Source organism: Rhodococcus sp. 06-418-5, assembly GCF_002258285.1.
In the GTDB taxonomy this organism is placed as follows: Bacteria; Actinomycetota; Actinomycetes; order Mycobacteriales; family Mycobacteriaceae; genus Rhodococcoides.
The window spans coordinates 135,326-160,668 of the sequence record NZ_NOYE01000018.1; the positions used below are offsets into that span (position 1 = coordinate 135,326).

The 25,343-nt window shown below is 63.1% G+C and carries 26 protein-coding genes; 19 read left to right on the top strand and 7 right to left on the bottom strand.

The window, feature by feature from the left end; translation table 11 throughout:
• The first annotated feature begins 138 nt into the window (after positions 1-138).
• Positions 139-1,713, top strand: coding sequence for a hypothetical protein (locus CH274_RS16540; protein WP_179275782.1), 1,575 nt, complete (start codon positions 139-141; stop codon positions 1,711-1,713).
• 491 nt (positions 1,714-2,204) lie between these two features.
• On the opposite strand, the gene CH274_RS16545 is transcribed toward CH274_RS16540, so the two are convergent.
• The 4 genes from CH274_RS16545 to CH274_RS16560 all read right to left on the bottom strand — a co-directional run bounded on the left by CH274_RS16545 (position 2,205) and on the right by CH274_RS16560 (position 5,677).
• Positions 2,205-3,026 carry an ABC transporter permease gene (locus CH274_RS16545; RefSeq protein ID WP_094658144.1) on the bottom strand — a complete coding sequence of 274 codons (822 nt, stop codon included), beginning with the start codon at positions 3,024-3,026 and terminating at the stop codon, positions 2,205-2,207.
• A complete protein-coding gene (locus CH274_RS16550) occupies positions 3,026-3,850 on the bottom strand; it encodes an ABC transporter permease (protein ID WP_094658145.1) in 825 nt (274 codons plus the stop codon). The genes CH274_RS16545 and CH274_RS16550 overlap by 1 nt, the downstream gene beginning before the upstream one ends.
• Positions 3,847-4,611: an ABC transporter ATP-binding protein gene (locus CH274_RS16555; RefSeq protein ID WP_373453934.1), complete on the bottom strand. Its 765-nt coding sequence runs from the start codon at positions 4,609-4,611 to the stop codon at positions 3,847-3,849. Before CH274_RS16555 ends, CH274_RS16550 begins: the two co-directional genes overlap by 4 nt.
• A 76-nt stretch (positions 4,612-4,687) precedes the next feature.
• Entirely contained in the window at positions 4,688-5,677 is a 990-nt protein-coding gene (locus CH274_RS16560; protein WP_256993612.1) for an ABC transporter substrate-binding protein, read from the bottom strand.
• A gap of 352 nt (positions 5,678-6,029) precedes the next feature.
• Here CH274_RS16560 and CH274_RS16565 point away from each other — a divergent pair, with 352 nt between their 5' ends.
• From CH274_RS16565 to CH274_RS16595, 7 genes are all read left to right on the top strand, one after another.
• Positions 6,030-6,764, top strand: a complete 735-nt coding sequence (locus tag CH274_RS16565) for a FadR/GntR family transcriptional regulator (protein ID WP_094658148.1) — start codon at positions 6,030-6,032, stop codon at positions 6,762-6,764.
• Positions 6,765-6,895: 131 nt separating this feature from the next.
• Positions 6,896-7,444, top strand: coding sequence for a MaoC family dehydratase (locus tag CH274_RS16570; RefSeq protein ID WP_094658149.1), 549 nt, complete (start codon positions 6,896-6,898; stop codon positions 7,442-7,444).
• Positions 7,441-8,658, top strand: coding sequence for a CaiB/BaiF CoA transferase family protein (locus tag CH274_RS16575; protein ID WP_094658150.1), 1,218 nt, complete (start codon positions 7,441-7,443; stop codon positions 8,656-8,658). The genes CH274_RS16570 and CH274_RS16575 overlap by 4 nt, the downstream gene beginning before the upstream one ends.
• On the top strand, positions 8,655-10,025 hold the full coding sequence (locus CH274_RS16580; RefSeq protein WP_094658151.1) for an MmgE/PrpD family protein: 1,371 nt from the start codon (positions 8,655-8,657) through the stop codon (positions 10,023-10,025). Before CH274_RS16575 ends, CH274_RS16580 begins: the two co-directional genes overlap by 4 nt.
• A 39-nt stretch (positions 10,026-10,064) precedes the next feature.
• Positions 10,065-11,228 (top strand): acyl-CoA dehydrogenase family protein, encoded by a 1,164-nt coding sequence (locus CH274_RS16585; RefSeq protein ID WP_094658152.1) that lies wholly within the window; start codon positions 10,065-10,067, stop codon positions 11,226-11,228.
• Positions 11,225-12,055: an HpcH/HpaI aldolase/citrate lyase family protein gene (locus tag CH274_RS16590; protein ID WP_094658153.1), complete on the top strand. Its 831-nt coding sequence runs from the start codon at positions 11,225-11,227 to the stop codon at positions 12,053-12,055. The genes CH274_RS16585 and CH274_RS16590 overlap by 4 nt, the downstream gene beginning before the upstream one ends.
• A gap of 94 nt (positions 12,056-12,149) precedes the next feature.
• The gene (locus CH274_RS16595; protein WP_094658154.1) at positions 12,150-12,923 is read left to right on the top strand and encodes an SDR family NAD(P)-dependent oxidoreductase; all 774 of its coding nucleotides are present in this window, start codon (positions 12,150-12,152) and stop codon (positions 12,921-12,923) included.
• A 39-nt stretch (positions 12,924-12,962) separates the two neighbouring features.
• Here CH274_RS16595 and CH274_RS16600 read toward each other — a convergent pair whose 3' ends face one another.
• From CH274_RS16600 to CH274_RS16610, 3 genes are read right to left on the bottom strand one after another with little or no spacing between them, the layout of a single operon-like run.
• On the bottom strand, positions 12,963-13,700 hold the full coding sequence (locus CH274_RS16600) for an SDR family NAD(P)-dependent oxidoreductase (RefSeq protein WP_094658155.1): 738 nt from the start codon (positions 13,698-13,700) through the stop codon (positions 12,963-12,965).
• Positions 13,700-14,242, bottom strand: coding sequence for a nuclear transport factor 2 family protein (locus CH274_RS16605; protein ID WP_094658156.1), 543 nt, complete (start codon positions 14,240-14,242; stop codon positions 13,700-13,702). Before CH274_RS16605 ends, CH274_RS16600 begins: the two co-directional genes overlap by 1 nt.
• Entirely contained in the window at positions 14,239-15,615 is a 1,377-nt protein-coding gene (locus CH274_RS16610) for an MFS transporter (protein ID WP_256993613.1), read from the bottom strand. Before CH274_RS16610 ends, CH274_RS16605 begins: the two co-directional genes overlap by 4 nt.
• Before the next feature lie 171 nt (positions 15,616-15,786).
• Here CH274_RS16610 and CH274_RS16615 point away from each other — a divergent pair, with 171 nt between their 5' ends.
• The 11 genes from CH274_RS16615 (at position 15,787) to CH274_RS16665 (ending at position 25,324) form a co-directional block, all read left to right on the top strand.
• On the top strand, positions 15,787-16,293 hold the full coding sequence (locus CH274_RS16615; RefSeq protein WP_179275783.1) for a nuclear transport factor 2 family protein: 507 nt from the start codon (positions 15,787-15,789) through the stop codon (positions 16,291-16,293).
• A gap of 83 nt (positions 16,294-16,376) precedes the next feature.
• Positions 16,377-17,999: a class I adenylate-forming enzyme family protein gene (locus CH274_RS16620; RefSeq protein ID WP_143546594.1), complete on the top strand. Its 1,623-nt coding sequence runs from the start codon at positions 16,377-16,379 to the stop codon at positions 17,997-17,999.
• A 66-nt stretch (positions 18,000-18,065) separates the two neighbouring features.
• Complete coding sequence (locus CH274_RS16625; protein ID WP_094658159.1) at positions 18,066-18,446, top strand: Zn-ribbon domain-containing OB-fold protein; 381 nt, start codon at positions 18,066-18,068, stop codon at positions 18,444-18,446.
• Complete coding sequence (locus tag CH274_RS16630) at positions 18,443-19,564, top strand: thiolase family protein (RefSeq protein WP_094658160.1); 1,122 nt, start codon at positions 18,443-18,445, stop codon at positions 19,562-19,564. The genes CH274_RS16625 and CH274_RS16630 overlap by 4 nt, the downstream gene beginning before the upstream one ends.
• A gap of 1 nt (position 19,565) precedes the next feature.
• A complete protein-coding gene (locus CH274_RS16635; protein ID WP_094658161.1) occupies positions 19,566-20,789 on the top strand; it encodes a cytochrome P450 in 1,224 nt (407 codons plus the stop codon).
• Positions 20,786-21,544 (top strand): SDR family NAD(P)-dependent oxidoreductase, encoded by a 759-nt coding sequence (locus CH274_RS16640; protein WP_179275784.1) that lies wholly within the window; start codon positions 20,786-20,788, stop codon positions 21,542-21,544. The genes CH274_RS16635 and CH274_RS16640 overlap by 4 nt, the downstream gene beginning before the upstream one ends.
• Complete coding sequence (locus CH274_RS16645) at positions 21,541-21,984, top strand: hypothetical protein (protein ID WP_094658162.1); 444 nt, start codon at positions 21,541-21,543, stop codon at positions 21,982-21,984. Before CH274_RS16640 ends, CH274_RS16645 begins: the two co-directional genes overlap by 4 nt.
• Entirely contained in the window at positions 21,981-22,397 is a 417-nt protein-coding gene (locus CH274_RS16650) for a MaoC family dehydratase (RefSeq protein ID WP_094658164.1), read from the top strand. Before CH274_RS16645 ends, CH274_RS16650 begins: the two co-directional genes overlap by 4 nt.
• Positions 22,397-23,353 carry an LLM class flavin-dependent oxidoreductase gene (locus tag CH274_RS16655; RefSeq protein ID WP_094658166.1) on the top strand — a complete coding sequence of 319 codons (957 nt, stop codon included), beginning with the start codon at positions 22,397-22,399 and terminating at the stop codon, positions 23,351-23,353. Before CH274_RS16650 ends, CH274_RS16655 begins: the two co-directional genes overlap by 1 nt.
• Positions 23,350-24,162, top strand: coding sequence for an LLM class flavin-dependent oxidoreductase (locus tag CH274_RS16660; protein ID WP_094658168.1), 813 nt, complete (start codon positions 23,350-23,352; stop codon positions 24,160-24,162). Before CH274_RS16655 ends, CH274_RS16660 begins: the two co-directional genes overlap by 4 nt.
• Positions 24,155-25,324 (top strand): acetyl-CoA C-acyltransferase, encoded by a 1,170-nt coding sequence (locus CH274_RS16665; protein WP_094658170.1) that lies wholly within the window; start codon positions 24,155-24,157, stop codon positions 25,322-25,324. The genes CH274_RS16660 and CH274_RS16665 overlap by 8 nt, the downstream gene beginning before the upstream one ends.
• Positions 25,325-25,343 lie beyond the last annotated feature (19 nt).

Sequence of the window (25,343 nt, forward strand, 5' to 3'; positions counted from 1 at the left end):
TGCTTCAATGCGGGTGTCGCAAGCACCGGAGCGGCAAGAAACCCGGGACCGGTTTAATCCGCTCAATTGCCCGTGCACCCGCTCGATCGATCCCGATGTGGTGCCGAGGTCTGACAAGAGCCTTCTCAGGGTGGAGTCTTGACTGCTGTAAACCGCTTCGGATTCAAGTGGTGTGAAGTAGTCGAAGGTGCTGTGGAGTCGGCGTTGCTTAAACCACCCTTTTGTCTGAACAGGCTCGTAGGACAGATACAGAAGAGAGTTGCGTCGATGGGCTTCCCGCGGATAGCAGTGCATCGCAAGGCCGCGGGCGATCCGCCTGGCCCGTTCGATCAGGGTGCCCGACGGCTACGCATCGTCCTCGACGTAGCGCCGGACCAGCGCCGGATCGAAGAGTGGAATAGAAGCATCGATGCCCCGGTCGACATGCCGGACCCGGAGATCTTTCTGTGGTCGCTGACAGAGGGCGAAAGTATCGACCGCTACTGGATCGGCACGGCCAACGACCCGGCAGACGCCGGCCGGGTCGTCATACCGCCAGGCCCCCTCGCCCCCAACGCCCACGACTACCTGCAGTTCTCGACCATCGAAGGACAGGGGCGACGGACCGGGTACGCGATCTCGCCCTACAGTACCTACGATGCGATCGCTCAGCGGGACGCTGGAGCCGAGGGAGTGAGCGCCGGGCAGTGGTTGACGGAACTTCTCGTCGCTAGGGCTAGCAGCACCATATGCGCAGATCTGCTGGCAACCACCAATCCGCGCATCCTGTCCAGCCAGGCGACCGACATTACGAACGCGCGCCCCTATTCCGCAGCCCAGGCCGTGGGGGTCGTCGGGCTGTACCTCCGCAGCAAGGGGAAATACCCCGTCATCGGACCGGAGCAACTGGTATTCGACGAGCACTCGACGTTCCTTCTGGCAGTCGAGGAACTACTCCCGTCGTGGCGGGTGTGGGCCTCCGAGCTCAGTCAACACAGTCGCGCGACCGGCGACGACACACCTGCACTGCTGGCGCAGACGGTCAGGGAACGCACCATCCGGATGTTGCGGTGCCGCGACCAACTGCTCATCGCATCTGCAGCGACGCAGACCAACACCACTGCGGACCGTGTGGTCGAATTTCTGGACTACTTTCTGGCCAATCTCGTCGGGGCTTTCGACGCTGCGGCTAGGGCCGCCCACCTCGTCTACGCTTTGCCGAAGGATGAACGTAGACGGGCAAGTTGGCAAAATAAGCAGTGGCTGAAAAAGCTGTGCAACGCCAACCTTATGGCCCTTTTCAAACGAGGCAGCGACGGCTATCGGCTGTTCGAGGTCTGTCGCATTCTCCGGAACACTGTCCACAGCGAAGGGCTTTCGCCTATTGCGTTGCAGGAACCACAGGTTGCGCACCTGCAGACTCTCGTGAGGCTGCCCCAGGAGGAAGCCGACGACCTTGTCCGCCTCTTCGACCAGCTCGGCGGACACGACGCTTGGGGATTGCGACGTTTGGGTATCGGGATCGGGGACTACATCGACGCGGCGACGTTCATCGAGCGGCTCATCCCAATGGCCATGGCTGTGCTGGATAAAGCCTTCGAGAACATGCCGACCTCGACGCTAACTGGCATCGGTCACTTTCGGACAGGCCCTGGTCCAGCGGACAATGCGCACGACAGCCCGGGGACGCGTGCACGTGTCATGCTTCTGCTCGGTCTGACTCAGGTGTCGTGAGTCGTTCTTCGCATCAGTTGGTTGCCGACAGTACTTACACGGCTATGCCGAAACCACGGATCAGAATCCGGCCGATACAGGTAGCCCGTTGAGAGCATGGCGGTGAACGTACTCGGGTGCGGTGTGCCGCGGGTCGAGCTACAGGTAGTACTCCGGATCATGGCTCTTGGTGGCGAGATTGACGCTACCGACGGCGTACGGAAGAGTGGCATTCTCCCCAGTGAACGGGTCCACCTTGACTGACAGTTGTGTCTTCGCGATCTTGGTTCATAGGGCCAAATAGAACCTAGGCTGGGCGAAATCAGAACTGGGCCGATGAAGACTGTGCGCATCCTGCCGGCCGATGACCCGACCGCTTCATGCAGAATGCAGTTGGGGTGACGGCCGTTGTCGAGGTGTCAGCGGCAATGATACGTAAGTAGCGGTGCCAGAACTGGTGGATGGGCTCCGATTCCGCGAAGGAACTCAAGGGGCGAGCAAAATAGTCCTACTTACCGGCCTCCATACTTCGAGGTGATGCGGCTTTCCAACCACTGCAGCGCAATCGTGGGTGGCAGTGCCATCACGAGGATCAGCACAACCGTGCCCATGATGTTTTCCATGCGTACCAGGCTGACGTTACGCAGGAGTTCGTATCCGATGCCGCTGGAGGACGAGAACATCTCGGCGAGAAGCAGTCCCAGGAACGCCAGGCCGAAGGTCATGCGCATACCCGTCGCCAATGTCGGAAGCACCGCGGGAATGACGATCTGACGGATCAATCTGGGCCAGCTCACCTGTAGCGACGCCGCCATCTTCAGGTGGATTCTCTGGACAGATGCCGTGGCCTCGACAGCGACGAGGAACATCGGGATGAAGGCGGCGTAGAAGGAGAAGCCGAACCGGCTCAATGCGCCGATACCCAGGAACGACAGGAAGATCGGGTACAGCACGATCTTCGGGATGCTGTTGATCGAGTAAACGATCGGGGCGATGGTACGGGTCCAGAACGGACTCAGGCCGAGCGTCAGGCCCAGCAGTGAACCCACGACGGTGCTGGCCAGAAACGCGAGCACGAGAATGCGCAGCGAGTCACCGACATTGGCTCGGAAGTCCGCCTTGCCCAGGTCCTCGACGAGCGAGGCCATGGCCTCGGCAGGCGTCGGGAAGATGAGACTGTCGACCAGAACGGCCGCGACCCACCAGATCAGTACCGCGAGGACGGCCACGACCAGAGGAGGAAGGAACCGTCGAGCGTTGGTGCGGCCCGCGGACGAGGTCACCTTCGCGGGAATTGTTGGGACGGTGGCCACTCTGTCCAAGGTGCTGCTCATCAGCGGCGCCTCCAATCGAATCGGTTGAGCGCGAGAGAGATCAGCGAGGTCGAGAGCAGAGCGATCAGCGCCACGATGAGTATCCCGGCGTACATGTCGGCGATGTCGAACCCGTCGTAGGCAATGGAGATGAAGTGGCCCAGGCCCTGAGTCGACAGGATGAACTCACTGGCCAGCACCGAGATGACGGCGTACGAGAGCCCCAGTTTGAGTCCGGTCACGATGCTCGGCAGCGCATACGGAAGCAGTACCGATCGGAAGTACTGCCACCGCGTGAGCATCAGTGTGGTGCCGAGCTTGGTGACGATCGGCGACACTGAGTTGAAACCGGTGCGGGCATTCAATGCGACCACACCGAAGGCGAAGATGGTGGACAGGATGGCGATCGGGGCCACACCGGCACCGAACAACACCACCATGATGGGGTAGAGCGCGAACGTCGGGACGGCGTAGTAGACGTTGAGGTACGGCTGAAATGCTCTGTCCCACAGCTCATACCGCCACAGCACGTAGGCGGCGGCGACACCGAGTACGGAGCTGAGCACAAACGCGAGAACGATGATCCCCAGCGTCCGGCCCAACTCGTCGATCAGGAAGTCCGGATCGGTCAACAGACCCAGCGACGTCGAGATCATGTCGGTCACCGGAACGATGTCCAGGGGTGAGGCGAAGAACCGTGCCGAGATGTCGATGGCCACCAGAGCCGCGACGAGGATGAGCACCGTCCATCCCCATGCGGGGAGACCGAGTTGTTTGGAGGGGGCAGGCCGGATGTATCCGGGGACCACGGATGCGCGCGTGCTCTCGCGCGTGGGGGCACTCATGGTGCGATGCTCATGGTCTTCTTGGCCTCGTCCCGCAGCCGCGACCAGATGCGTTCGTGCAGAGCGACAGCGTCGGGACTGGCCAGTACGTCCTCGGACCGTGGACGCGGGAGGTCGATGTCCACCTCATCGATGAATCGACCGGGCCGCGCACTCATCACCAGCACCCGATCGGACAGCAGTACTGCTTCCTGGATGCTGTGGGTGATGAACAGGACTCCGCACGTGAGCTTTTCGACAATCTTGAGTAGCTCGTACGACATGACCAGGCGCGTCTGCTCGTCGAGTGCGCCGAAAGGCTCGTCCGCGAGAATGAGGTCGGGCTCCATGGACAGGCAGCGCGCGATCGCCACACGCTGGCGCATACCGCCGGACAACTGGGTGGGGTAGTGGTCGCCGAACTTGGACAGGCCGACCGTCTCGAGGAGCTCGTCGGCGCGGGACCGACGCTCCTTCTTCCCGACACCCCGAACTTCGAGAGCGAACGCGACGTTGTCGCGGACGGTCCGCCAGGGCAGCGTCGCCGATTCCTGGAAGATCACTGCAGTCTTGGACCGAGGGCCGGTCAGTGGTTGGCCGTCGACGTGCACGGTGCCGCCGTCGTGATCCTGTAGGCCGGCGAACACTTCGAGGAGAGTGGACTTACCGCAGCCACTCGGTCCGACGACGGAGACGAATTCGCCTCGACCGATGGACAAGTCGATCTCGTGGAGGGCGGTCACATCACCGAAGCGCCGCGACACCGACGAGGCGACGGCGATGGCAGAGGTGGTGTCGGAACGGGGTCGAGTCGCTGCGTGAGTCACGTCGCTACCTTCTGGTGGTGGGAAATTGCTGTCAGGAGTCGCAGTCGCCGGGGACATCGTTCTCGACTCCTTCGGCGAGGAACTCCGGGTCGAACAGAGTGCAGAAATTGGGTACGCGATCGCTCCCCGACGCTTCCACGCCGTCCTGGGCGGATTCGACGGACGCTGTGTCGAAGCCGCCGCCCCACGTGCCGACCGAGGACGCGCGTTCGACCACTGCGGTGGCCGACTCCACGTCGAATCCTGTGTACGCCGCGTAGATCTCCGCGGCGGCAACAGGATCGGCCTCGATCGACGCGACCGCCTCCGTGTAGCCGGCGTTGATAGCACGCACGACGCCGGGGTTGCTCGCGGCGTAGTCCTTGGTCGTGGTGATCGTCGACTGCAGGAACCGCGACATGTAGTCGGGGCTGCTGACGATCAGCTTGAAGTCCTCGGGCCGCTGTTCGGCGACGATCGAGGGGACGAGGGCGATATCGACGTTGCCGGCTTCGAGCAGTGCGAAGCCTTCGCCGATTCCGCCGGACGCGACCCGCTCGATCTGGCCGGCGTCGACGCCCGCGAGAGAGGGAATGAGGCGGGTGAGGGCGTCGGAGGCCGAGTTGGGGCGGGTGTAAGCCCACCGGCGGACGTCCTCGATGGAATTGATGTTGGGGTTGGAGGCGAGCGCGTAGAAATTCATCGGGTACGGCCCCTGAGTGCCACCGCCGACGATGCGCAGTTCGGAGCCGGCCGCGTCCGCCTGCACGATCGACGGGTAGCTGACCTCGCCGATGGGGATGTTGCCGTCGAGCAGCGTGCGCATGGTCGCGCTGCCGCCCTTACCCGGCACGATGTTCTCCACGATCACACCGTGCTTCTCGAACAGTCCCTGCTTCTGCGCGACAAGCCAAGGGATGCTGTAGATTTCGGCCGCTGCCGAGACGGTGACGTCGATCGTGACCGGGTTGGCCGGGTCCGCGTCGGGACCGGGATCGGATCCACAGGCCACCAATGCAGTGGACAGCGTCAGTGCTGCCATGATGGACGTGGCTCGGCGTAAGTGCATCTGCGTCCTCGCTGGATGATCGGCGTCGCACGGAATGGATGTAGTCCGCGTATCGCCGGGGTCTGGAATGTCGGCTGCCACAGTGTGAGGCGTGGTGAGACCTAAGTAACAGCTGCGACCTACCTAAACATAAGATATATAGACCGTCAAGGGGCGTGTATTTGCGTCTTGATGCGTAGATTCGGACAGTTTCGGTCGCAAACATCTGATGTATGAAGCTGAAATTGGGTCAACCGGCACCGCGCACGCGATCGGTGCATGACCGTGGTTCGGCCAGGCTAGGCTCAAGCCGATCGTCAGCCGTCGTCGAGAAGCAGGGGGAGAAGTGGCCGAACCGGCATCGCTCAAGGGCTCGGCCAAGAGCGTCCCCGCGTATGCGGTTCTCGCGGGACATCTGCGTACGCGCATTCTGTCCGGTGAGCTGCAGCCAGGGGAGCGACTCCCCGGCGAGGCCGAGCTCACCGCCGAATTCGGCGTCGGGCGCAGCACCATTCGTGAAGCGCTCCGATCCCTGGCCAGCCAGAATCTGATCGAGACGACCCGGGGAGTCACCGGGGGAAGCTTCGTTGCCGTCCCCAGCGTCGGACACATCAGCGAGCACCTGGAAACCGGTGTGGCGTTGATGGCCGCCGCCGAGACCGTCACCGTCGACCAGCTCATGGAAGTGCGCAACCTGATGGAGGTTCCCGCCGCAGGTATCGCGGCGTTCCGCCGCACGGACGAGCATCTCGAGCAGCTCAACGCGACGATCTTCGACCCCAACGACGTGCAGGGGCCCGAAACCTTCGCAAAGAACCAGGAATTCCACCTCGTCCTGCTTCGCGCAGCCCACAACCCGCTGCTCGAGCTCATCACCGCTCCCGTCTTCCGTGTCCTGTCCGGCCGATTCGGTCGCGATCACGCGCCCGAGGGCTTCTGGCAGTGCGTCGACAGCGACCACCGCGGACTGCTCGACGTGGTGGAGGCCGGTGATTCGATGGCCGCCATGGATTTGATGCGTAAGCATCTCGACCACCTCGGCGACTCGTACCGACAGATGGATCGACTCCGCAACCCGTAAACATCTGCTCTTTATCAGGATGATCCGCCCGAAGTCCGTCGATTGCCGGTTTTGCCGAACCCTTGACGCCGTAAACATCTGATGTTTATGGTCTAGGTAAGGCACTCGCCAAACCGACACGAGGAGACACGGTGGCAATCCATCCGGCCGTTCTGGGGCGCTTCTTCGACGACTACGCCGTGGGGGACATCTACCAACATCCCTTCGGGCGGACGATCTCGGAGACCGACAACACGTGGATCACGCTGCTGTCGCTCAACACGAACCAGAACCACTTCAACGCGCACCTGGCATCGCAGAACCCCATCACCGATGGGAAGGTCATCGTCAACTCCGGCTTCACAGTCTCTGTGGTACTTGGGCTTTCGGTGATCGACATGAGCCAGAACGCAATCTCCAACCTCGCCTTCACCGACATCAAGATGTCCCACCCGGTCTACGCAGGCGACACGCTCTACGCCGAAAGTATCTGCACCGGACTGCGCAAATCCGAGTCACGCCCCTACGCCGGCATCGTCTCGATGATCACCCGCGGCCTCAATCAGGATGGCGTCGAAGTCATTTCATGGAAGCGCTCGGTCATGGTCGCCACCCGCGACAGTGGCATCGGGCAGAACTACTTCCCCGAAGCGCAGAACGGCCCGCTCGAACTCCCCACGACGAAAGATTCCGACGCATGAGGCCACTCGAAGACGTACGCATCATCTCCCTCGAGCAGTACGGGGCAGGCCCTTTCGGCAGCCTGCATCTGGCTGACCTCGGCGCGGATGTCATCAAGATCGAGGACCCCAGTGTGGGCGGCGACGTCGGCCGCTACGTCCCGCCCTACAACGAGGGCGAGGACTCGCTGTTCTTCGAGAGCTTCAACCGCAACAAGCGCAGTCTCTCCCTTGATCTCTCGACCCCGAGTGGCCGAGCGGTGTTCGAGGACCTCGTCCGTACCAGCGACGCCGTCTATTCCAACCTCCGCGGTGATGTGCCCGAGAAGATCGGCATCACCTACGACCAGCTCAAGCACCTCAATCCCGCGATCGTGTGCTGCAGTCTCACCGGCTTCGGTATGACCGGCCCTCGCGCGAAAGAGCCTGGCTACGACTACATTCTTCAGGGTCTCGCCGGCTGGATGAGCGTCACCGGCGACCCGGACGGCCCGCCCACCAAATCCGGTCTGTCGCTGGTCGATTACTCCGGTGGATTCGTCGCTGCCATTTCGCTGCTGTCGGGATTGCACGCTGCCCGACGCGACGGCATCGGCGGGGACTGCGACGTCTCGCTGTACGACACGGCGATGTCACTGCTCACGTATCCCGCAACGTGGCACCTCAACGCCGGCTTCGAACCGATCCGCACGAAGAACTCCGCTCACCCGTCCCTGGTGCCGTTCCAGGCCTTCGAGGCGACGGACGGCTGGCTCATCGTCGGCTGCGCGAAGGAGAAATTCTGGGACCGCTTGGTGGTTGCCATCGATCGCCCGGACCTCGGTGCCGATCCGCGGTTTACAAACTTCTCGCTGCGGGGCAAGAATCAGGACGTTCTCTTGCCAATCCTGGAAGCGGTGTTCGCTACGAATACCGTCGAGCACTGGCTATCGAAGCTCGGCCCGGCCGGGGTGCCGACCGGTCCGATCAACGACGTCGAGCGTGCGCTGACCGAACCTCACACGCTCGCACGCAATCTTGTGGTCGAGACCGAGCACCCGGTGTACAACACGGTTCGCCAGGTCGCCTCACCGGTGAACTTCGGTTCCGAGGCCAAGCAGTACCGCCGAGCGCCGCAGCGCAACGAGCACTTCGACGACATCGTGCGCGACCAACTGGGCTACGACGACGAACGCGTCGCAAAACTGAAGGCGGAGGGTGCCTTCGGAACGGCGAAGGACGAGGTTCGGGCGTGACCTCGGCGATCCTGGCGGAGTGGGCATCGGGTGTCACCGTTGCCGACCTGCCTGAGAACGTCCGGCACGCGGCCGCGCGTCACCTACTCGACGGCGTCGGCAATACCGTTGCGGCCCAACGCCTCGGCTACGGCCGACCGGGCTGGACAGTGGCCGACGCTCTCGGCGGGCCACCAGAGGCGCGGCCTCTCACCGGCACGCGGGGCTTGTCCGCGCCGGCGGCAGCCTTCGCGACCGGGGTGATGCTGCACTCTCTGGACTTCGACGATACGCATGCGGGCGCGCTCGTCCACGCGACGGCCGTATCTCTTCCCGCGGCATTCGCCGTCGGGCAACAGGTGTCGGCCTCGGGTTCGGATGTGCTGACCGCCGCGGCTCTCGGTCTCGAAACCGCCTGTCGCCTCGGTGAAGTCAGTCCGCACGGCTTTCACGCTCGGGGCGTGCACGCCACGGCAGCGGTGGGTCCGTTGACGGCCGCACTCGTTGCCGGACATCTCTCGAAATTCGACACCGAGACGTTGGTCAACGCTCTGGGGATCGCCGGATCGTCGAGTTCGGGATTGCTCGAGTTTCTCGACACCGACGCCGATACCAAGGCGCTGCATCCGGGATCGGCGAGTATGAACGGTGTTCTGGCCGCTCGGCTCGCGGCCGCCGGTGCCACCGGCCCGTCGTCGGTTCTCGAAGGTCGACGCGGAATCTACGCTGCGTTGACCGACCGGCCGACGAACTTTGCGGCACTGACCGAGGGACTCGGCACGCGGTGGGAAGCCACCCGGATCGGCATCAAGCCGTACCCCAGTTGCCAGCTGATGCACGTCACGCTCGACGCAGTGACGAAGGCGCTCGGGGACAGTTCGGTTCAAGCCAGAGACGTGGCCGACATCGAGGTCTTCGTTCACCCCGATTCGAGTCCCTTCGTGTGCGGCCCGAACACCGGTGTTGCGTCGCCGCGCAGCACCTACGACGGCAAGTTCGATCTGCCGTGGAGTGTGGCCGCGCTACTGCACGACGGAGCCATCACCGTCTCGACCTACACCGACGAATCCATCGCACGCGAGGACGTCCTCGTCACCGCCCGCAAGGTACGGGTAACGAACCTCCCGTCCGAGGTTCCCGCGGCCGCCGCGTCGGGCAGGGCGGTTCTCACCCTCACCGACGGTCGAGTGCTCGACGCCTCCGTCGGCGGCAGTCAGGGATCCGCCGGGTTCCCGCTGAGCGACGACCGTCTGCTGGAGAAGTTTCTCGCCAACTGCGGCAACGATTTTCGTGCCGGCGAGCTCGCCGACCGCATCCTCGGTCTGGTCGACGAAGCCGACTTGACCGCCATTCTCGATCTCGCCGCAGCCATCGCGCCGGCACCTTGACGCTTTGATCGACGACACCCCAATCGACAGGACTTCATCATGGACTTCACGTACGACGAACAGCAGATGGCATTCCGGAAAGCGTTGCGCACCTTCGTCGACAAGGAAATCATCCCCGTCGCGAACGAGTGGGAGAAGACGGGGCGATACCCCACCGAGATCGTCGAACACATGAAGGCCATGGGCCTGTTCGGGATCACGACGCCGGAGGAGTACGGCGGTCTCGACCTCGACAAGGTCTCGTTCACCCTCGTCTACGAGGAGCTCGCCCGCGGTTGGATGGGAGTCGCCGGCATTCTCGGTAGCCACAACCTCTCGTGCTGGATGATCGGTAAGCACGGTACCGAGGAGCAGAAGAAGACGCTGCTGCCCAAGCTCGCGTCCGGTGAATGGCGCACGGGAGTCGGCCTGACCGAGCCCGGAGCCGGAACCGACCTACAGGGAATCAAGACCACCGCCAAGCGCGACGGCGACCACTACGTCGTCAACGGCGCGAAGACATGGATCACCAACGCGCGACACGCGAATGTGCTTCCGGTACTGGTCAAGACCGACACCACCACGACCCCCGCGCACAAGGGCATGTCGCTGCTGCTGATCGACACCACGACCGACGGGTTCGAGGTGCAGCGCGACATGGGCAAGCTCGGCTACAAGGGCACCGAATCGTGTGAGATCACCTTCACCGACGTGCGCGTACCCGTCGACGCAGTGCTCGGTGGCGTCGAGGGGCGTGGTCTGCAGCAGGCACTGTCCGGTCTCGAGATCGGACGCCTGAACATCGCCGGACGGAGCGTCGGCATCGCTCAGGCCGCCTACGACGCCGCCCTCGAATATGCGAAGCAGCGCACCGCATTCGGTCAGACCATCGCCGAGTTCCAGGCCATTCAGCTCAAGATCGCCGACATCGCGACCCAGCTGCAGGCTGCGCGCCTGATGACGTACTGGGCTGCATCACAGGCAGATTCGGGTAAGCGCGTGGACATGGAGGCCGGCATGGCGAAGTACTTCGCCTCCGAGGCTGCCATCACCGCCAGCCTCGAGGCCATGCGCATTCACGGTGGCTACGGCTACTCGACCGAGTTCGTCGTCGAGCGCCTCTACCGTGACGCTCCGCTCATGGCTATCGGTGAGGGCACGAACGACATCATGCGCACCGTCATCGCGAAGTCCCTCGTCGCGGGTACGGGAGTGATCGGATGAGGACGGCTCTGACGTACCTCTACGTTCCCGGGGACGTGCCGGAGCGCTTCGACAAGGCACTGGCATCGGGCACGGACGCGGTGGTGTTGGATCTCGAGGACGCCGTCACCGCGGCGAACAAGGACCATGCGCGGGCGACGGTGGCCGAGTGGGTTGCCTCCGGCGAACCGGGTGACGTCCAGATCTGGGTGCGGGTGAACCCAGGGCCGTTGCAGGAGGGTGATATTCGTGCAGTGTTGCATCCGAACCTGACCGGCATCTGGCTGCCGAAGGTGTCGTCTGCTCGCGAGATCGAGCAGGCCGACGCTCTTCTCGACGACAGTAGCGCGGTGGTCTCGCCTCTGATCGAGACTGCCGCCGGAGTGTTCGCCGCTCTGGAGATTGCCCGTGCGCCTCGGGTCAAGTTTCTTCAGATCGGTGAGGTGGACCTCGCCGCCGATCTGGGCGTCGACGGCTCCGCGGAGTCACTGTCGTTCGTGCGGGCTCAGGTGGTGGCAGCCAGCGTGGCGGCTGGAATCGATCCGCCGCCGGCCGCGGTGTCGCGAAACTTCCGCGATGCGGATGCATTCGAGGCTGATACTCGAACGTTGGCCGGTCTCGGATTCGTCGGCCGTGCGTGTATCCATCCGGCCCAACTCGCACCGGTGCGAACAGTCTTCGTGCCCTCGGAAAACGAGGTGCGTGAGGCCGAGGAACTGTTGGCAGATTTGGAACGTGCCACCTCGGGTGTGGCCGTCGACAGCAAGGGATTCCTGATCGACGAGGCAGTGGCCCGAACCGCTCGACGAGTGGTGGAGCGTGGTACGAAGGACTCGGCCAGGACCTGACCTTCGGTCGTGTAGCCCAGGATTCGGCACTCAACGGAGCAAATAATAGAGGTAATAAAACAACCAAACGATTGGCATAATATAAGCTCGGTCTATGGCATCCGAACAGATTGGTGACCGACCGTGGACCGTCGTGACTGGAGCGACGGGAGGAATCGGTTCCAGTTGCGTCCGTCGACTGTCGGTCCAAGGCAAACCTATTGCGTTGCTGTACAGATCGAGCTCGGAGAAGGCGCAGGCACTCGAGAAGTCGGTCGACGAGGCCGGTGGACTCGCCCGGAGCTGGAAGACCGACCTCACGGACCCGAAAGCCGTGAAGGCGGTTGTCGACGAGATCGATAATGCGGGTAGCGGAATCGGAGCGGTCGTGCACGCTGCAGGACCGTTGGTTCCCATGACGCATTTGTCGAAGGTCGAACCATCGACGTATGCGGAGCATCTCACCGACGAGGCCGCATCATTTTTCAACCTTGTTCACGCGGTGCTACCCGCATTGCGACGCTCGCAGGGCAACGTTGTTGCGGTGACGACGGTCGCGACGAGCCGGTATCCCGTACGTGACGGTCTGTCTGCTGGTACCAAAGGCGCTGTCGAACAATTGGTTCGCGCCTTCGCCGTCGAGGAGGGTCGTTTCGGGGTCCGATTCAACAGTATCGGGCCCGCAATACTGGGGGACGGGATGGTGCAGAAGCTCCGCGTGCAGGGCGAGCTTACCGAAGCTGACCTCGAGGAAGTGTTGCGCAGAACTCCCATGCGCCGCTTCGGAAGTACGATGGACATCGCGAACGCCGTCGCTTTCCTTTCGTCGGACGAAGCAAATTGGATCACGGGGCAGAAGCTCAATGTCGATGGGGGATACTCGATCTGAGCGGATACCGGGAGGGCGGCCAACCGCCCTCCCGGTATTTCACGGCATGAAGTGCCCGCCGTTCACGTCCAGAACCGTTCCGGTCACGAAACCCGCACCATCGGAGATCAGATACTCGACGGCCGCAGCGATGTCTTCCGGTACGCCCAGACGGCCGGCGGGGAGCTGCGTCGCATGGGCCTCCGCGTCTCCGAAGCTGCGGCTCTGCGGTGTGTCGATACGCCCCGGTGCCACACAATTGGCAGTGATACCGTGTCGGCCAACCTGGCCTGCGAGGACGCGTGTGAATCCGATCAGGCCGGCCTTGGTCGCACCGTAATGCGCGCCGGACAACAGCGACCGGGTGCGTCCTCCCTGCGACGAGAAGTTGACGATGCGGCCCCAGCCGCCGCGCTTCATCAGTGGCAGCGCGGCGCGGCACATCAAGAAGCTGCCCGTGAGGTTGACGGCCAAGACGCGATCCCACTCACCCAGATCGATGTCCTCGACCGGCTGCGACCGCCCACCGTGCGATGGACTGATGCCTGCGTTGTTGATCAGGACGTCGAGCCGGCCGTACTCGTCGTCGATCGATCGAATGGCTTTCGCGACCTGGGCGTCGTCGGAGACATCGGTTGCGATTCCGTGAACACCCTGGGCTGCAGCAAAATTTGCGAGTTGGGATGCATCGTGATCGAGGCCGACCACCTGGTGGCCGAGCGCAGCCATCCGCTCGGCCACCCCGCGACCGATGCCCTGGGCGGCACCGGTCACGACGACTACCCGCCGAGAGCCCATCAGTAAGTTGCTCGCAGTGCCGTGTACGAGTAGTCCGACCGGTCCCGCGCCGGTGAGGTGATCTCGGCACCGGGGCTGTGCGCCTCGATCAACCGCTGGCCTTTCGCGGGGTCTGTGGGCTCCACTACCTCGTCGGTCCGGCTCCACTCTCGAATCGACCGGCGGTGTGTAATGGCCCAGACCCCATCGCGCCGCTCGAACATGTCGACGTAGCGCCCTCCGGACTGGGTGTCGACACTCCCTGTATTCGTTGCGGTTCGAAAAGTCAGGCTCCAGTAGCATTCGGTGCCGGCTCGGTCGCCTTGCAGATCGACGACGACATTCGTGACCACGTGCCGAGTGAGCTCCATTCCCGCATGAACCGGCCACAGCCACTCGAGGAAGTCGTCCGCGGTACCGACGAACAGCGGAGCATGATCGTCGGTACCGTCGGCGTGCCAGCACGACCTGGTCAATTCCTTGTCCATCCGGTCCAAACCCCGGCAATACCGAAACAGAACTCCGTTGATCTCGGCGAGATCGCTCAGTTCGTCGAGGTTCATGCGTTGTCCAGTTCTGCGCTGCTCTCCACCGTGGTCCCCTTCGGGATTTCCGGCCGGCTGTGTCCGATCTTCCTCGACAACAACAGAATTCCAGCCGCGGCGAGCAGGGTCGGGATCATCGTGAGGGTGAAGATGTTGACGGCACCGAGCCCGATGGCGATGAGGAACCCGCCGAGAGTCGGCCCGATTATGGAGCCGATACGGCCGACTCCGTACGCCCAACCGACGCCGGTGGCCCGGGCAATGGTCGGGTAGGCGGATGCTGCGACGGCGCTGATTCCGGTTTGACTTCCGGAGACGCCGACACCGACAACGAATACCGCGATGAGCATGAGTGGAACGATGTGGAATGCAACGGCGACCACACCGATGAACACCGCACCGAGAACGTAGGACGTAGCGATCACACCGAACGGGCGCTCGCGGCGGTCGGCCAAGCGGCCGATGGTGATTCCGCCGACTACTCCGCCGAGATTGAACAGCGCCGTGGCCACCAGCGCAACGGAGGCGGTCAAGCCGGCTTCCTTGAACAGAGATGGCATCCAGCTGAGGACGAAGTAGATGACGAGCAAGTTCATGAAGAAGATGCTCCACAAGATCACTGTTCGTGACGTACGGCCCTCGCTGAACAGCGCGCCGACCGACGATTTGTTGCTTGCAGTTTCGGGGAGGGTGAGAGAGCTGCCGGGCGGTACGGACCCGGGGGAGACCTGATCCAGGATGTTCGCTGCCTCGGCAGTTCTACCGTTCACCGTGAGATATCGGACCGATTCCGGCAGCGTGAAGTACGAGTACACCGCGAGGAACAACGGGAGAATGCCGCCGACGACGAAGAGGAAGTGCCAGCCGAAGGTCGGAATCAGATAGGCGGCCAGGAACCCGCCGAAGAAACCACCGAGCGAGAACCCACAGACGACGATGGTGACGACGGTGGATCGAATTCGGCCCGGTGCGTATTCCGATGCGAGTGCGATGAGATTGGGCGTGATGCCACCGAGACCGAGACCGGTCATGAAACGGAGGATCATCAACATCTCGACCGATGTCGACATCGATGTCGAGAGAGTGAACACGGCAAACGCGACAGTGCACCCGACGATGACGTTGCGTCGTCCGTACCGGTCGGAAATCGGTCCGAAAATCATGCCGCCCAGCATCATTCCGACCAAGCCGAGTGAAAAGACCAATCCGAACGACGACACCGGTACGTCCCAGTCCGCGGCAATGGCGGGTGCTGCGAAGCCGATGCTCTGAGCGTCGAAACCATCGATGATCGCAATCGCGATGCACAGCCCGATTGCCTTCTTCTGTATTCGTGAAAACGGCGCGTTGTCGATGACGCTGGTGACGTCGATGGATCGTGTGTTGGACATGGAGTGTCTCCCGAGGGTGGACGGCACCAATCGAGTGTGCCGCAATCTGATGGCGAAGGGCTACGCATCTCGTGATTCGCATCACAGCGAACGGTGCAGACGCTATCGTGGCAACTGATTTATTGCAACCAATCGTTTGGTGTAATTATTACGACTATTCAGGAGGCTCACGTGGTGGTCGATGATCGTTGGGATGTGCTCGATGTACGGACGAAGCTCGTCCAGGGCATCGACAGGCGCAACTGGGCGCAGTTCCGTAGTTGCATCACGGATGCCGTCCGGTTGGATTACAGCGCCCATGACCCGAGTCGGATTCCGGGTTCGGTCACGGGCGATCGGTGGACGGCGTATTGCCGAACACTCTTCACCGGACTGGATGCCACGCAGCATTCGTTGACGAATCCTCTGGTGCACATCACCGGCGAGACCGCTACGTCAACGGTGTACGTGGTGGCGGAGCATATGTTGCGCACCGGCGGCGACGCTAGGTTCTACACGCTGGGCGGATTCTACGAGGACACGCTCGTTCGTACCGATGGGAAATGGCTGCTCACCGATATGAGGCTCGCGGTGACGTGGAGTCGAGGTGATCGGTCGATATTGGCCGAGGCTGTGCAGCGTGGCGCGACTGCGCTGGGGGCATCGGCGGTGACGACTCCGCCGGGCGTCCCCGATTAGATAAATCAAACAATCGGTTGGCAGAATAAAGAATCTGCACTATCGTGATTCGCATCACCCCGACGGTTCGAGGATTGGCATCGATGACTACCGCTCCGGACACGAACGATCTCACGCTGCACGCGTCGCTGGAACGCGCCGCGAAGGCCCATCCCCACAACCTGTGTTTGGTCGTGGGCGAGGAAAGTTGTACGTACGAGCAGCTTTTCGTGGACAGCTGCGCGGCTGCGTCCTACCTCCACGCGCACGGTGTCGGCCCGCAGTCCAGGGTCGGCCTGCTGGTCCCCAACTCCTTCGGGGCGGTGCAGACGCTGTTCGCGTGCTCGTCGCTCGGTGCGGTGGCTGTTGTGCTGAACACCAGATTTTCCTCGCGAGAGCTGGCGCATGTACTTGCCGATTCGCGCATCGACACCCTCGTTGTCTCGGCCATGCGCAACGACCGCATCGATTTCGTCGGTCAATTGACCAGCGCGCTGACCGAGCTCGCGCACGTGGATCTGGGCGGTCCGATCGACATCGAATCGGCTCCGAGCCTGAAGCGGGTTCTGGTTCGGGATGTGACATCGGAATCCGAAGCACCGACGTCGATCGTGCCGGAAATGCTCGGGACTGCGACCGGCACCGATGTCGCGCTGATGATCTACACCTCGGGAACGACCTCGTTGCCCAAAGGTTGCCAGTTGACGCATCGATCATTGGTGCGCGGCGGGCACTCCATCGGCCGGTACCGCTTCGAGCTGACTGCCGAAGACCGACTGTGGGATCCCCTGCCGTTCTTCCATCTGAGCTTTGTTCTCCCGTTCCTGGCGTGCGTGGACGCTGGTGCGGGATTTGTGACTCAGCTGTACTTCGAGCCGCGGGCGGCATTGCAACAGATCGACCGGTGGGGGGTCACCTCGGCATGGCCCGCTTTTCCAGCAGTCACCGAGGCGCTGCTCGATCACTCCGACTACACCGAGGAATCGTTGAAGAACGTACGGGTCATGCTCAACGTCGCACCGCCTGATGCGTTGCGCAAGTTGCAAGCTCGCACTCCCCACACCGTTCAGGTCAGTGCCTACGGGTGCAGTGAGGGCGGGGGAGTCAGTGCCGTCAACGAAATCGACGAATCACTGGCCGATCGGGTGCTGTCGCAGGGGCGCGCATTTCCCGGTGTCGACATCGCTGCCATGGACAGCTTCACCGGTCGAATCCTCGAACCGGGCATGGTCGGTGAATTGGTCATCAGGGGCTGGGGTGTCTTCGCGGGCTACTGGAACGACGATGCCCGCACCGGTGAGGTGCTCGACGAGTCCGGATGGTTGCATACCGGCGATCGCGGGTCTGTCGACGAGCTCGGCCGGGTTACCTACCGCGGCCGCTTGAAAGACATGATCAAAGTGGGCGGCGAGAATGTCGCTGCGCTCGAGATCGAGAGTGTTCTGGTTTCGCATCCCGATGTTCTGGTTGCCGCTGTGGTCGCTGTGCCACACGACCGTCTGATCGAAGTTCCGGCGGCGGCAGTGGAATTGCGAACGGGGGCGGTGTTCGACGCCCAGATGTTGCTCGATCACTGTCGAGTCTCGTTGGCGCGATACAAGGTTCCGCACTATGTCGTCGCGAAGAAGACGTGGCCGATGTCGGCCACCAAGATTCAGAAGTACCGATTGCGGGACGAGATGTGCGTCGAGCTGGGTCTCGAATCGCAGTCGTCCGCGCCGGCCTGAGCTTGCTTGTCCGGCGCATCAAAACCTGCTCTATTAATTCAAACCACCGATTGGTATATTAAAATCATGATGGACAGAGAGCCAACCGTCACTCCCGATCCGAGGCCGCGTGTCGAGACGGTTTCAGGTTCGGCCGCGGTCGTGGGCGTGCGTTGTGGAACGTGCGCCTACCCGACTTTCGCAGCGTTGATCCGGTGTCCGGTGTGCGGTGCCGACACCGAGAGTTCTCGGTTCGCCCCGACCGGCACAGTGTTCGCGTCGACCTGCGTGCGCGTGCGTGTGCCGGACCGTCCAAGCCCCCGCGGGCTCGCGTACGTCGATCTCCGGGATGGGCCACGAGTGTTGGTCGAGACGCCCATCGACGAGTCCCCGGTGCAGGTGGGTGCTTCCGTGACGATCACCGGCGTCAACGGCTTCGGCGATCTTCAGGGGAGTGTCGATTCATGACCGCACATGTATGGGGCGTCGGAACCAGTTCGTTCGGACGGCAGCCGTCGCTCTCAGCCCCGCAGTTGGCCGAAAGCGCAGTGCGGGAGGCGTTGGCAGACGCCGGGCTGACCGGCATCGACGCGGTGTTCGCCGGAACGGTCTTCGGTGCCCCGGGCACGGCCCAGCGAGCTCTGTCGTCGATGGGCATCACGGGCGTTCCGATCGTGACGATCGAAAACGCCTGTGCCACAGGATCTACTGCACTTCACGAGGCCCGCTGGGCCATCGAGAGTGGGCGTTACGGCACCGTTCTGTGCCTCGGTATCGAAACCATGACCGCTCACTTCGCCGGACCCATCACACCGGAGTCGACCGATTCCGAAGGTCGCAGCGGTATGGCGTTGCCTGCGGTGTATGCCTCGGTTGCCAGCCGGTACGCGGCGTTGCACGGGCTTGCCGACATCGACTTGGCTGCGGTTGCGGTCAAGAACAGGCGTCACGGATCGCTCAATGACCGCGCGCAGCATGGGCGCACCGTCACGGCGGACGAGGTTCTGGCCTCGCGGATGGTGGCAGATCCATTGACGCTGCTGCAGTGCTGCGACCTGTCGGACGCTGCTGCGGCAGCAATCCTCGGGCCTCGACGCCGCACGAGCCGCGACATTCCACTCAGGGCCACTGCCCTTCTGTCCGGGCACCTGTGGGATCACCGCTCCGTACAACCTTGGGGTTACGAACTCGTCCGAGATACGGCGCGGATGGCATACGACGCTGCCGGTATCGGACCGGAGGACGCGGACCTGGTGGAGTTGCACGACGCCTTCACGATCGGAGAGCTCGTCACGTCTGAGGCGCTCGGCATCGCTGGCGAGGGCAAAGCTGCGTCGTTGCTCCACGAGGGGCATACCTCGCTGGGCGGAGCGCAGCCGATCAATCCCTCCGGTGGGTTGCTCAGTCGGGGGCACCCGCTCGGAGCCACAGGGCTGGCACAGGTTGCAGAGGCCGTGTGGCAACTGCGAGGTGACTGTGGTGCACGCCAGGTCGACGGTGCCGACGTCGCCGTGGTCGAAACGATGGGTGGCGGCACCGCCGGCATCGACGGAAACGGCTGTGTCGTAGCCGTACTGGGAGGATGAAATGAACACGATCGAGACGACGGACCACAACATCCTCCGCGAGGATCGGGTGGCCGATCCCTACGAGTACTTCGCGTACATGCGCGCCGAGCATCCGGTGCATTGGAACGAAGAATTTCGCGCCTGGTTCGTGTACCGGCACGCCGATGTTACTGCTGCGCTGCGTAACCCGGCTCTGTCGTCGGACCGGATCAAGCCGATCTACGAGTCCAAGTTGACGCCGCAGCAGCAGCGCGAGCGTAAGCCGACGTTCGACATCCTGGGCAACTGGATGGTCTTCATGGATCCGCCCGACCACACGCGGCTTCGCAAGATGGTCATGCCGGCCTTTGCCCCCAAAGCCGTCGAACGCATGCGTCCCCGGGTGGAATCCGTCGTTCGGGAAACGCTCGACCGAGTGGTCGACCGTACCGAGCTGGATCTGGTCGAGGATGTGGCCTACCCGATTCCGGCCGTGGTCATTGCGGAGTTGATGGGTGTGCCACCAGAGGACCGCGATCTGTTCAAGCGCTGGTCCGACCAAATTCTCGTGCTGGTTTTCGGTGCACGTGGCGTCGAAGGCCGGCGTGCCGAAGCGCAGCAGGGTCTGACCGATCTCGCCGACTACTTGCGTGAATTGATCGCCACATTCCGGAAGATGCCCGGCGACAACCTGATCAGTGCGTTACTGGCGGCGGACGAAGACGCGCCGCTCACCGACGACGAAATCGTTTCCACGTGCGTTCTGTTGGTCTTCGGAGGACACGAAACGACAACGAATCTGATCGCGAACGGAACCAAGGTTCTTCTCGAGCACCCGCATCAGCTCGCTCGACTACGTGCGGATCGTTCGCTGATCAGAGGCACGGTCGAAGAACTGTTGCGCTTCGACGGTCCGTCGAAGATGGAGATGCGACGCGTCATCGCGCCCGTGGACCTCGGCGGGCAGACACTCGGTGTGGGCGAGCAGGTGTATCTGGTTCAGGGTTCGGCGAACCGTGACGATGCTGCGTTCGAGTCGCCCGAGACTTTCGACATCACACGAACGCCGAACCGGCACGTGGGCTTCGGTTTCGGGCTGCACCATTGCCTGGGTAACTTTCTGGCGCGCCTCGAGGCGTCCGTCGCCATCGAGTCGATTGTGGACAGGTTGCCCGGGCTCGTCCCGGCAACCACACTTCCGCATTGGCACCCGACGTTGATCAGTCGGGGAATGACCGCCTACCCGGTGCGGGTCGAGTCGTGACCACGGGGGGATTGGCCGGTCGGACGGCACTGATCACCGGCGCATCCGGCGATATCGGACACGCCACGACCGTCGCCCTCGCCGCTGCCGGTGCCGACGTGGTGTGTGTGGGGCGCCGACTGGAACCGCTCGACAAGGTCGCCGCTCACGTCCGGGAAATCGGTGGCCGCGCTCTCGTCGTCGTCGCCGATGTCACCGACGAAGACGCCGTGAAAGCCGCGGTGGCTGCCGCGAACGACGAATTCGGCCACCTCGACATCGTCGTCAACAACGCTGGCGGAGCGCGATTCTTGGCACCCATCACCGATATGGAACAGCAAGGCTGGGACAAGACGATCGCACTGAACCTGACTGCTCCGTACCTCGTGAGCCGCGCTGCATCGTCCGGCATGATCGCGCGCGGGAGCGGGGTGATCGTCAACATCGGATCTCTCGCAGGACTGCAAGCCCAGGACTCGATGGCGCACTACTCCGCCGCAAAAGGCGGTCTTCAAATGTTGACCAGATCGATGTCGAAAGAATGGGGCGCCCACGGCATCCGCGTCAACACGGTCGTACCAGGTCTCATTCGAACCGAGGGATGGTCTCACTACGAGGGGACAGGCGCGATGGACGCCCTGTTGGATCAGGACATTCCGCTCGGACGCTGGGGCCGGGCCGAGGAAATCGCTATGCCCGTGGTGTTTCTCTGCAGCGACGACGCCTCGTTCATCACCGGGTCCACGCTCGTCGTCGACGGAGGAGCACTCGCATGACCGCATTCACAGTCGACGACGTCCAGGCTCTGCCCGGCCGCACGCTGCCGGGTGGGTCGTTCGTCATCGAGCCCTATCAGCAATGGTTGATGAACGACGTCGTGCTCGGCATGCAAACCGGTGATCGCACAGCGCATCCCATTTTCGTGTACGTCGCGGCAACAGGTGCGATGGGACTGACCTGGGACGAGCTGTTCGAGATGTGTGGCGCGTCCGCTGCAGACGGGCCCATGTTCGGTGAGAGCGAGACCATTGTCGATACTCCGCTCCGGGTGCAGCGGGGTTACGAGGTACGCGGCCAGTTCTGCAGTGCCGAGCGCAAGCAGGGCCGCAAAGCGGGGACGTTCGACATCGTCGGGTTCGAGCTCGAGATCGTCGACGGCGATCACGTAGTCGCCCGCACCCGAAACTCGATCGTGTTCCCCAGGAGGACACCATGACCGACGTTCTTGATTTGCGTTTCGGCGCAACGCTTCCGACAGTCGTCTTGCCGGCCGTCAGCGCGGAGAAGATGAAGACAATGGCCGCGCTGTTGTCGGACAGCAACCCGATCCACTTCGACGTCGATGCTGTTCGCGCGCTCGGAATGGGTGAGCGGCCGGTGAACCAGGGGCCGACCAATATGGCCTACATCATGAATTACCTGGGCGAGGTGTTCGGGTCGGTGAACGATGTTCGGAAACTGTCGGTGCGTTTCGTCGGAAACGTCTGTGCTGGAGACGTTCTGGAAGTCAGCGGCACGGTCGACGACGTCGACGTAGATCTCTGCACCGTGACGGTCGAACTGCGCATTCAGGGTGGGCCACTCGCGTTGACGGGCCACGCGAGCGTCGCCAGAAGGGCTGTCGCGTGATGACCATGGACATCGGTGTCGGGTTGTGGACCATGCAGTCGACGGTCGCCGACCCTCGCAACCATCAGCGCCTCTATGCCGACATGCTCGAATCCGCCCGCGAACTCGAACAGCTCGGCTTCGACTCGATGTGGTTCGCCGAGCACCGGTTCTGGTACGACGGGTGGTGCCCGTCTCCGCTGACTGCGATTGCCGCTGCAGCGGGCGTCACCTCGACACTTCGATTCGGCACCGCGATGTTGCTGCTCCCTCAACACGATCCCGACCGAATCGCGTCGATGGCGCAAGAAGTAGCGGCGATGTCCGGAGATCGGCTCGAACTTGGAGTCGGTCTGGGACATCGAGACGCAGAATTCGACGCGCTCGGACTTCGACGACGGGACCGCGGACGCCGAATGGAGGCCGGTCTGGACCGACTGCTCGGCGGAACGCACCCCATGGATCCAGCGCGGATCTGGATCGGCGGAATGGCCGATGCGGCGATCGAGAGAATCGGCCGCCGTAATGCGTCGGCTCTGCTACCTCAGACCCTGTATCCGGACGAACTCGACGCTGCCGTTGCGCGTATTCATCGAGCGGCAGGTGGCCGGAGTGCCGGCCGGATCGGGGTTTTGAAAGACGTGTTCGTCGACGTCGATGGTGCCCGCGCGCGCGAGACTTTCCTGCCCGCACTCGAATCGCATTACCGGGAGGAGGCAGGAGCCTGGTGGGTCCTCGACGGTGACGCCAACGGCTTCACCCGGCCGGAACTGCTCGACAAGCAGATGCAGCGCATCACGCGCACGGCCATCGTCGGTAGTCCGGACGAGGTCTCCGCTCAACTGTCCGCGCTCGCATCGGCGGGGGTGGATACCGTCGTCGCCCGATTGAACTTCGATGTGCTTACCCCCCAGCAGTATCGAGACAGTCTCATGCTCTTCGCGTCTGCGGTCCTCCCTGTGGCGGTGTCCGCATGAAATTGGGAATCGCCGTCGACCCATCGGCACTGAAGCGCGGCGACCTCGCTCGTTGTGCGCAGCTTATCGACGACAGCGCACTCGATCTCCTGTGGCTCGAGGCACCGTCCGACCGGACCGCGGCGGTGGTGGCGGCCGCGGCAAGTCTGGCCGGCACGACAGAGCGGGTCACCATCGGTGGTCGGTTGTACCTCGGCCACACTCACCCCATTTACACGGCTGAAGAATGTGCGGTCCTCGACAACCTCTTGGGCGGCCGATGGATTTCGTCTCTGGCCCCGGCTCCAGGGCACGAATCCAGCTTCGACGAAGCGGCGCGCATCATCCTGAAGGCCGCACGGTCGCGGCCGTTCGTGCACCGCGGAGCGGTGTGGACCGTGCCGGCTCAACTTCGCGCCAACACTCATGCCCCGGACGACGCGGTGATGGTCACCCCCTCCCGCGTTCGTTCCGACGGCACCTGGGTCCAGGCCGAGTCGGCTGAGGCGCTGGGCGCGCCTTACCTGGCAGACAATTCTGCGCCGAGAGGTCGCGGACTACGACCTGCCGTGTTCGACGTGGACAGCGTCGACGGCCACGACGCGGTAGTGCGCGTGGTCGAGGAATTGCGCGCAGCCGGACGCGACGACGGCGTAGACACGGCCATCCTTCGCCTCCCGGCGGTGGGCGCGAGCAACGCAGCGTTCGTGATCGACAAGATCGCCCGCCGAATTCGAGCGGCCGTGCAATTGCCTGCTCTGCCCGCGGGCCTCGAGCAGTTCTGGGACCGACACAACTTCGACGAAGAACTGGTGAGCATCGATGTCTGAACACACTCGACCGGCGGTCTACATCGTCGACGCCGTACGAACACCCACCGGACGCCGCGGCGGCGGTGCGAGCGCGATCCATCCTGTGGATCTCGCCGCACATACGTTGCGGGCACTGATCGAACGGACCGGGATCGATCCCGCTGCCGTCGACGACGTCATCATGGGATGCGTCGGGCAGATCGGGGCTCAGGCTTGGAACACAGGGCGCAACGCATGGCTGTCGGCAGGGCTCCCCGAGGAAGTACCCGCAGTCACCATCGATCGCCAGTGCGGCTCGTCCCAACAGGCAGTTGCCTTTGCGGCGCAGGGGATCAGGTCCGGCGACTACGACTTGGTCGTTGCCGCCGGCGTCGAGTCGATGAGTACCGTGCCGCTGAACTCATCGGGGACGGTCGGGCCGGACCTGAACATGCGCTATCCCTTCGACGGCGAGGGCTGGCAAGCTCGATTCGGCGAGCAGGAGATACATCAGTTTCGCGGTGGCGACCTGATCGTCGAGCAGTGGGGTATCACCGACGACGAGATGGTGTCGCTCGCCGAACGCAGTCACCGAAATGCAGCGCGGGCGTGGGACGAGGGCCGATTCGACGCCGAGGTTGCCCCACTCGGCGAGCTCACCATCGATGAGGGGTTCCGGCGAACACTCGATACCGAGAAGATGCGGGGTCTGGCACCGATCCGTGCTGGTGGTCGTCACACCGCGGCCTTGGCGAGCCAGCTGGCCGACGGATCGTCGGCGATCCTTCTCGCGTCGGAAGCGGCTGTGCGGCACCACGGTTTGACGCCGTTGGCCCGTGTGCACTCGAACGCCGTCGTCGGCAGTGATCCCGTTCTGATCCTTTCGGGTCCGATACCTGCTACCCGGAGGGTACTGAAAAGGGCCGGCCTCGAGATCGACGACATCGACCTCTTCGAGTGCAACGAGGCTTTTGCCGGGGTCGTTGCCGCCTGGTCCAAGGACACGGGTGCACCGATCGAGAAGACGAACGTCAACGGCGGCGCAATGGCTTTGGGTCATCCACTCGGAGCCAGCGGAGCCAAACTGATGACGACCCTCGTCCACGAACTGCGTCGCTCGGGAGGGCGATGGGGACTGCAGACGATGTGCGAGGGCGGGGGCCTGGCCAACGCCACGATCATCGAAAACCTCGACACTTAACCACTTTTCACCCACTCAA

What these genes read in the sequence shown, in the direction of transcription:
- CH274_RS16655 (WP_094658166.1), top strand. Translation starts at nt 22,397, where the DNA reads ATGACCATGGACATCGGTGTCGGGTTGTGGACCATGCAGTCGACGGTC.
- CH274_RS16625 (WP_094658159.1), top strand. Translation starts at nt 18,066, where the DNA reads ATGATGGACAGAGAGCCAACCGTCACTCCCGATCCGAGGCCGCGTGTC.
- CH274_RS16645 (WP_094658162.1), top strand. Translation starts at nt 21,541, where the DNA reads ATGACCGCATTCACAGTCGACGACGTCCAGGCTCTGCCCGGCCGCACG.
- CH274_RS16595 (WP_094658154.1), top strand. Translation starts at nt 12,150, where the DNA reads ATGGCATCCGAACAGATTGGTGACCGACCGTGGACCGTCGTGACTGGA.
- CH274_RS16545 (WP_094658144.1), bottom strand. Translation starts at nt 3,026, where the DNA reads ATGAGCAGCACCTTGGACAGAGTGGCCACCGTCCCAACAATTCCCGCG.
- CH274_RS16575 (WP_094658150.1), top strand. Translation starts at nt 7,441, where the DNA reads ATGAGGCCACTCGAAGACGTACGCATCATCTCCCTCGAGCAGTACGGG.
- CH274_RS16560 (WP_256993612.1), bottom strand. Translation starts at nt 5,677, where the DNA reads ATGGCAGCACTGACGCTGTCCACTGCATTGGTGGCCTGTGGATCCGAT.
- CH274_RS16630 (WP_094658160.1), top strand. Translation starts at nt 18,443, where the DNA reads ATGACCGCACATGTATGGGGCGTCGGAACCAGTTCGTTCGGACGGCAG.
- CH274_RS16585 (WP_094658152.1), top strand. Translation starts at nt 10,065, where the DNA reads ATGGACTTCACGTACGACGAACAGCAGATGGCATTCCGGAAAGCGTTG.
- CH274_RS16650 (WP_094658164.1), top strand. Translation starts at nt 21,981, where the DNA reads ATGACCGACGTTCTTGATTTGCGTTTCGGCGCAACGCTTCCGACAGTC.
- CH274_RS16660 (WP_094658168.1), top strand. Translation starts at nt 23,350, where the DNA reads ATGAAATTGGGAATCGCCGTCGACCCATCGGCACTGAAGCGCGGCGAC.
- CH274_RS16590 (WP_094658153.1), top strand. Translation starts at nt 11,225, where the DNA reads ATGAGGACGGCTCTGACGTACCTCTACGTTCCCGGGGACGTGCCGGAG.
- CH274_RS16665 (WP_094658170.1), top strand. Translation starts at nt 24,155, where the DNA reads ATGTCTGAACACACTCGACCGGCGGTCTACATCGTCGACGCCGTACGA.
- CH274_RS16550 (WP_094658145.1), bottom strand. Translation starts at nt 3,850, where the DNA reads ATGAGTGCCCCCACGCGCGAGAGCACGCGCGCATCCGTGGTCCCCGGA.
- CH274_RS16605 (WP_094658156.1), bottom strand. Translation starts at nt 14,242, where the DNA reads ATGAACCTCGACGAACTGAGCGATCTCGCCGAGATCAACGGAGTTCTG.
- CH274_RS16635 (WP_094658161.1), top strand. Translation starts at nt 19,566, where the DNA reads ATGAACACGATCGAGACGACGGACCACAACATCCTCCGCGAGGATCGG.
- CH274_RS16620 (WP_143546594.1), top strand. Translation starts at nt 16,377, where the DNA reads ATGACTACCGCTCCGGACACGAACGATCTCACGCTGCACGCGTCGCTG.
- CH274_RS16600 (WP_094658155.1), bottom strand. Translation starts at nt 13,700, where the DNA reads ATGGGCTCTCGGCGGGTAGTCGTCGTGACCGGTGCCGCCCAGGGCATC.
- CH274_RS16610 (WP_256993613.1), bottom strand. Translation starts at nt 15,615, where the DNA reads ATGTCCAACACACGATCCATCGACGTCACCAGCGTCATCGACAACGCG.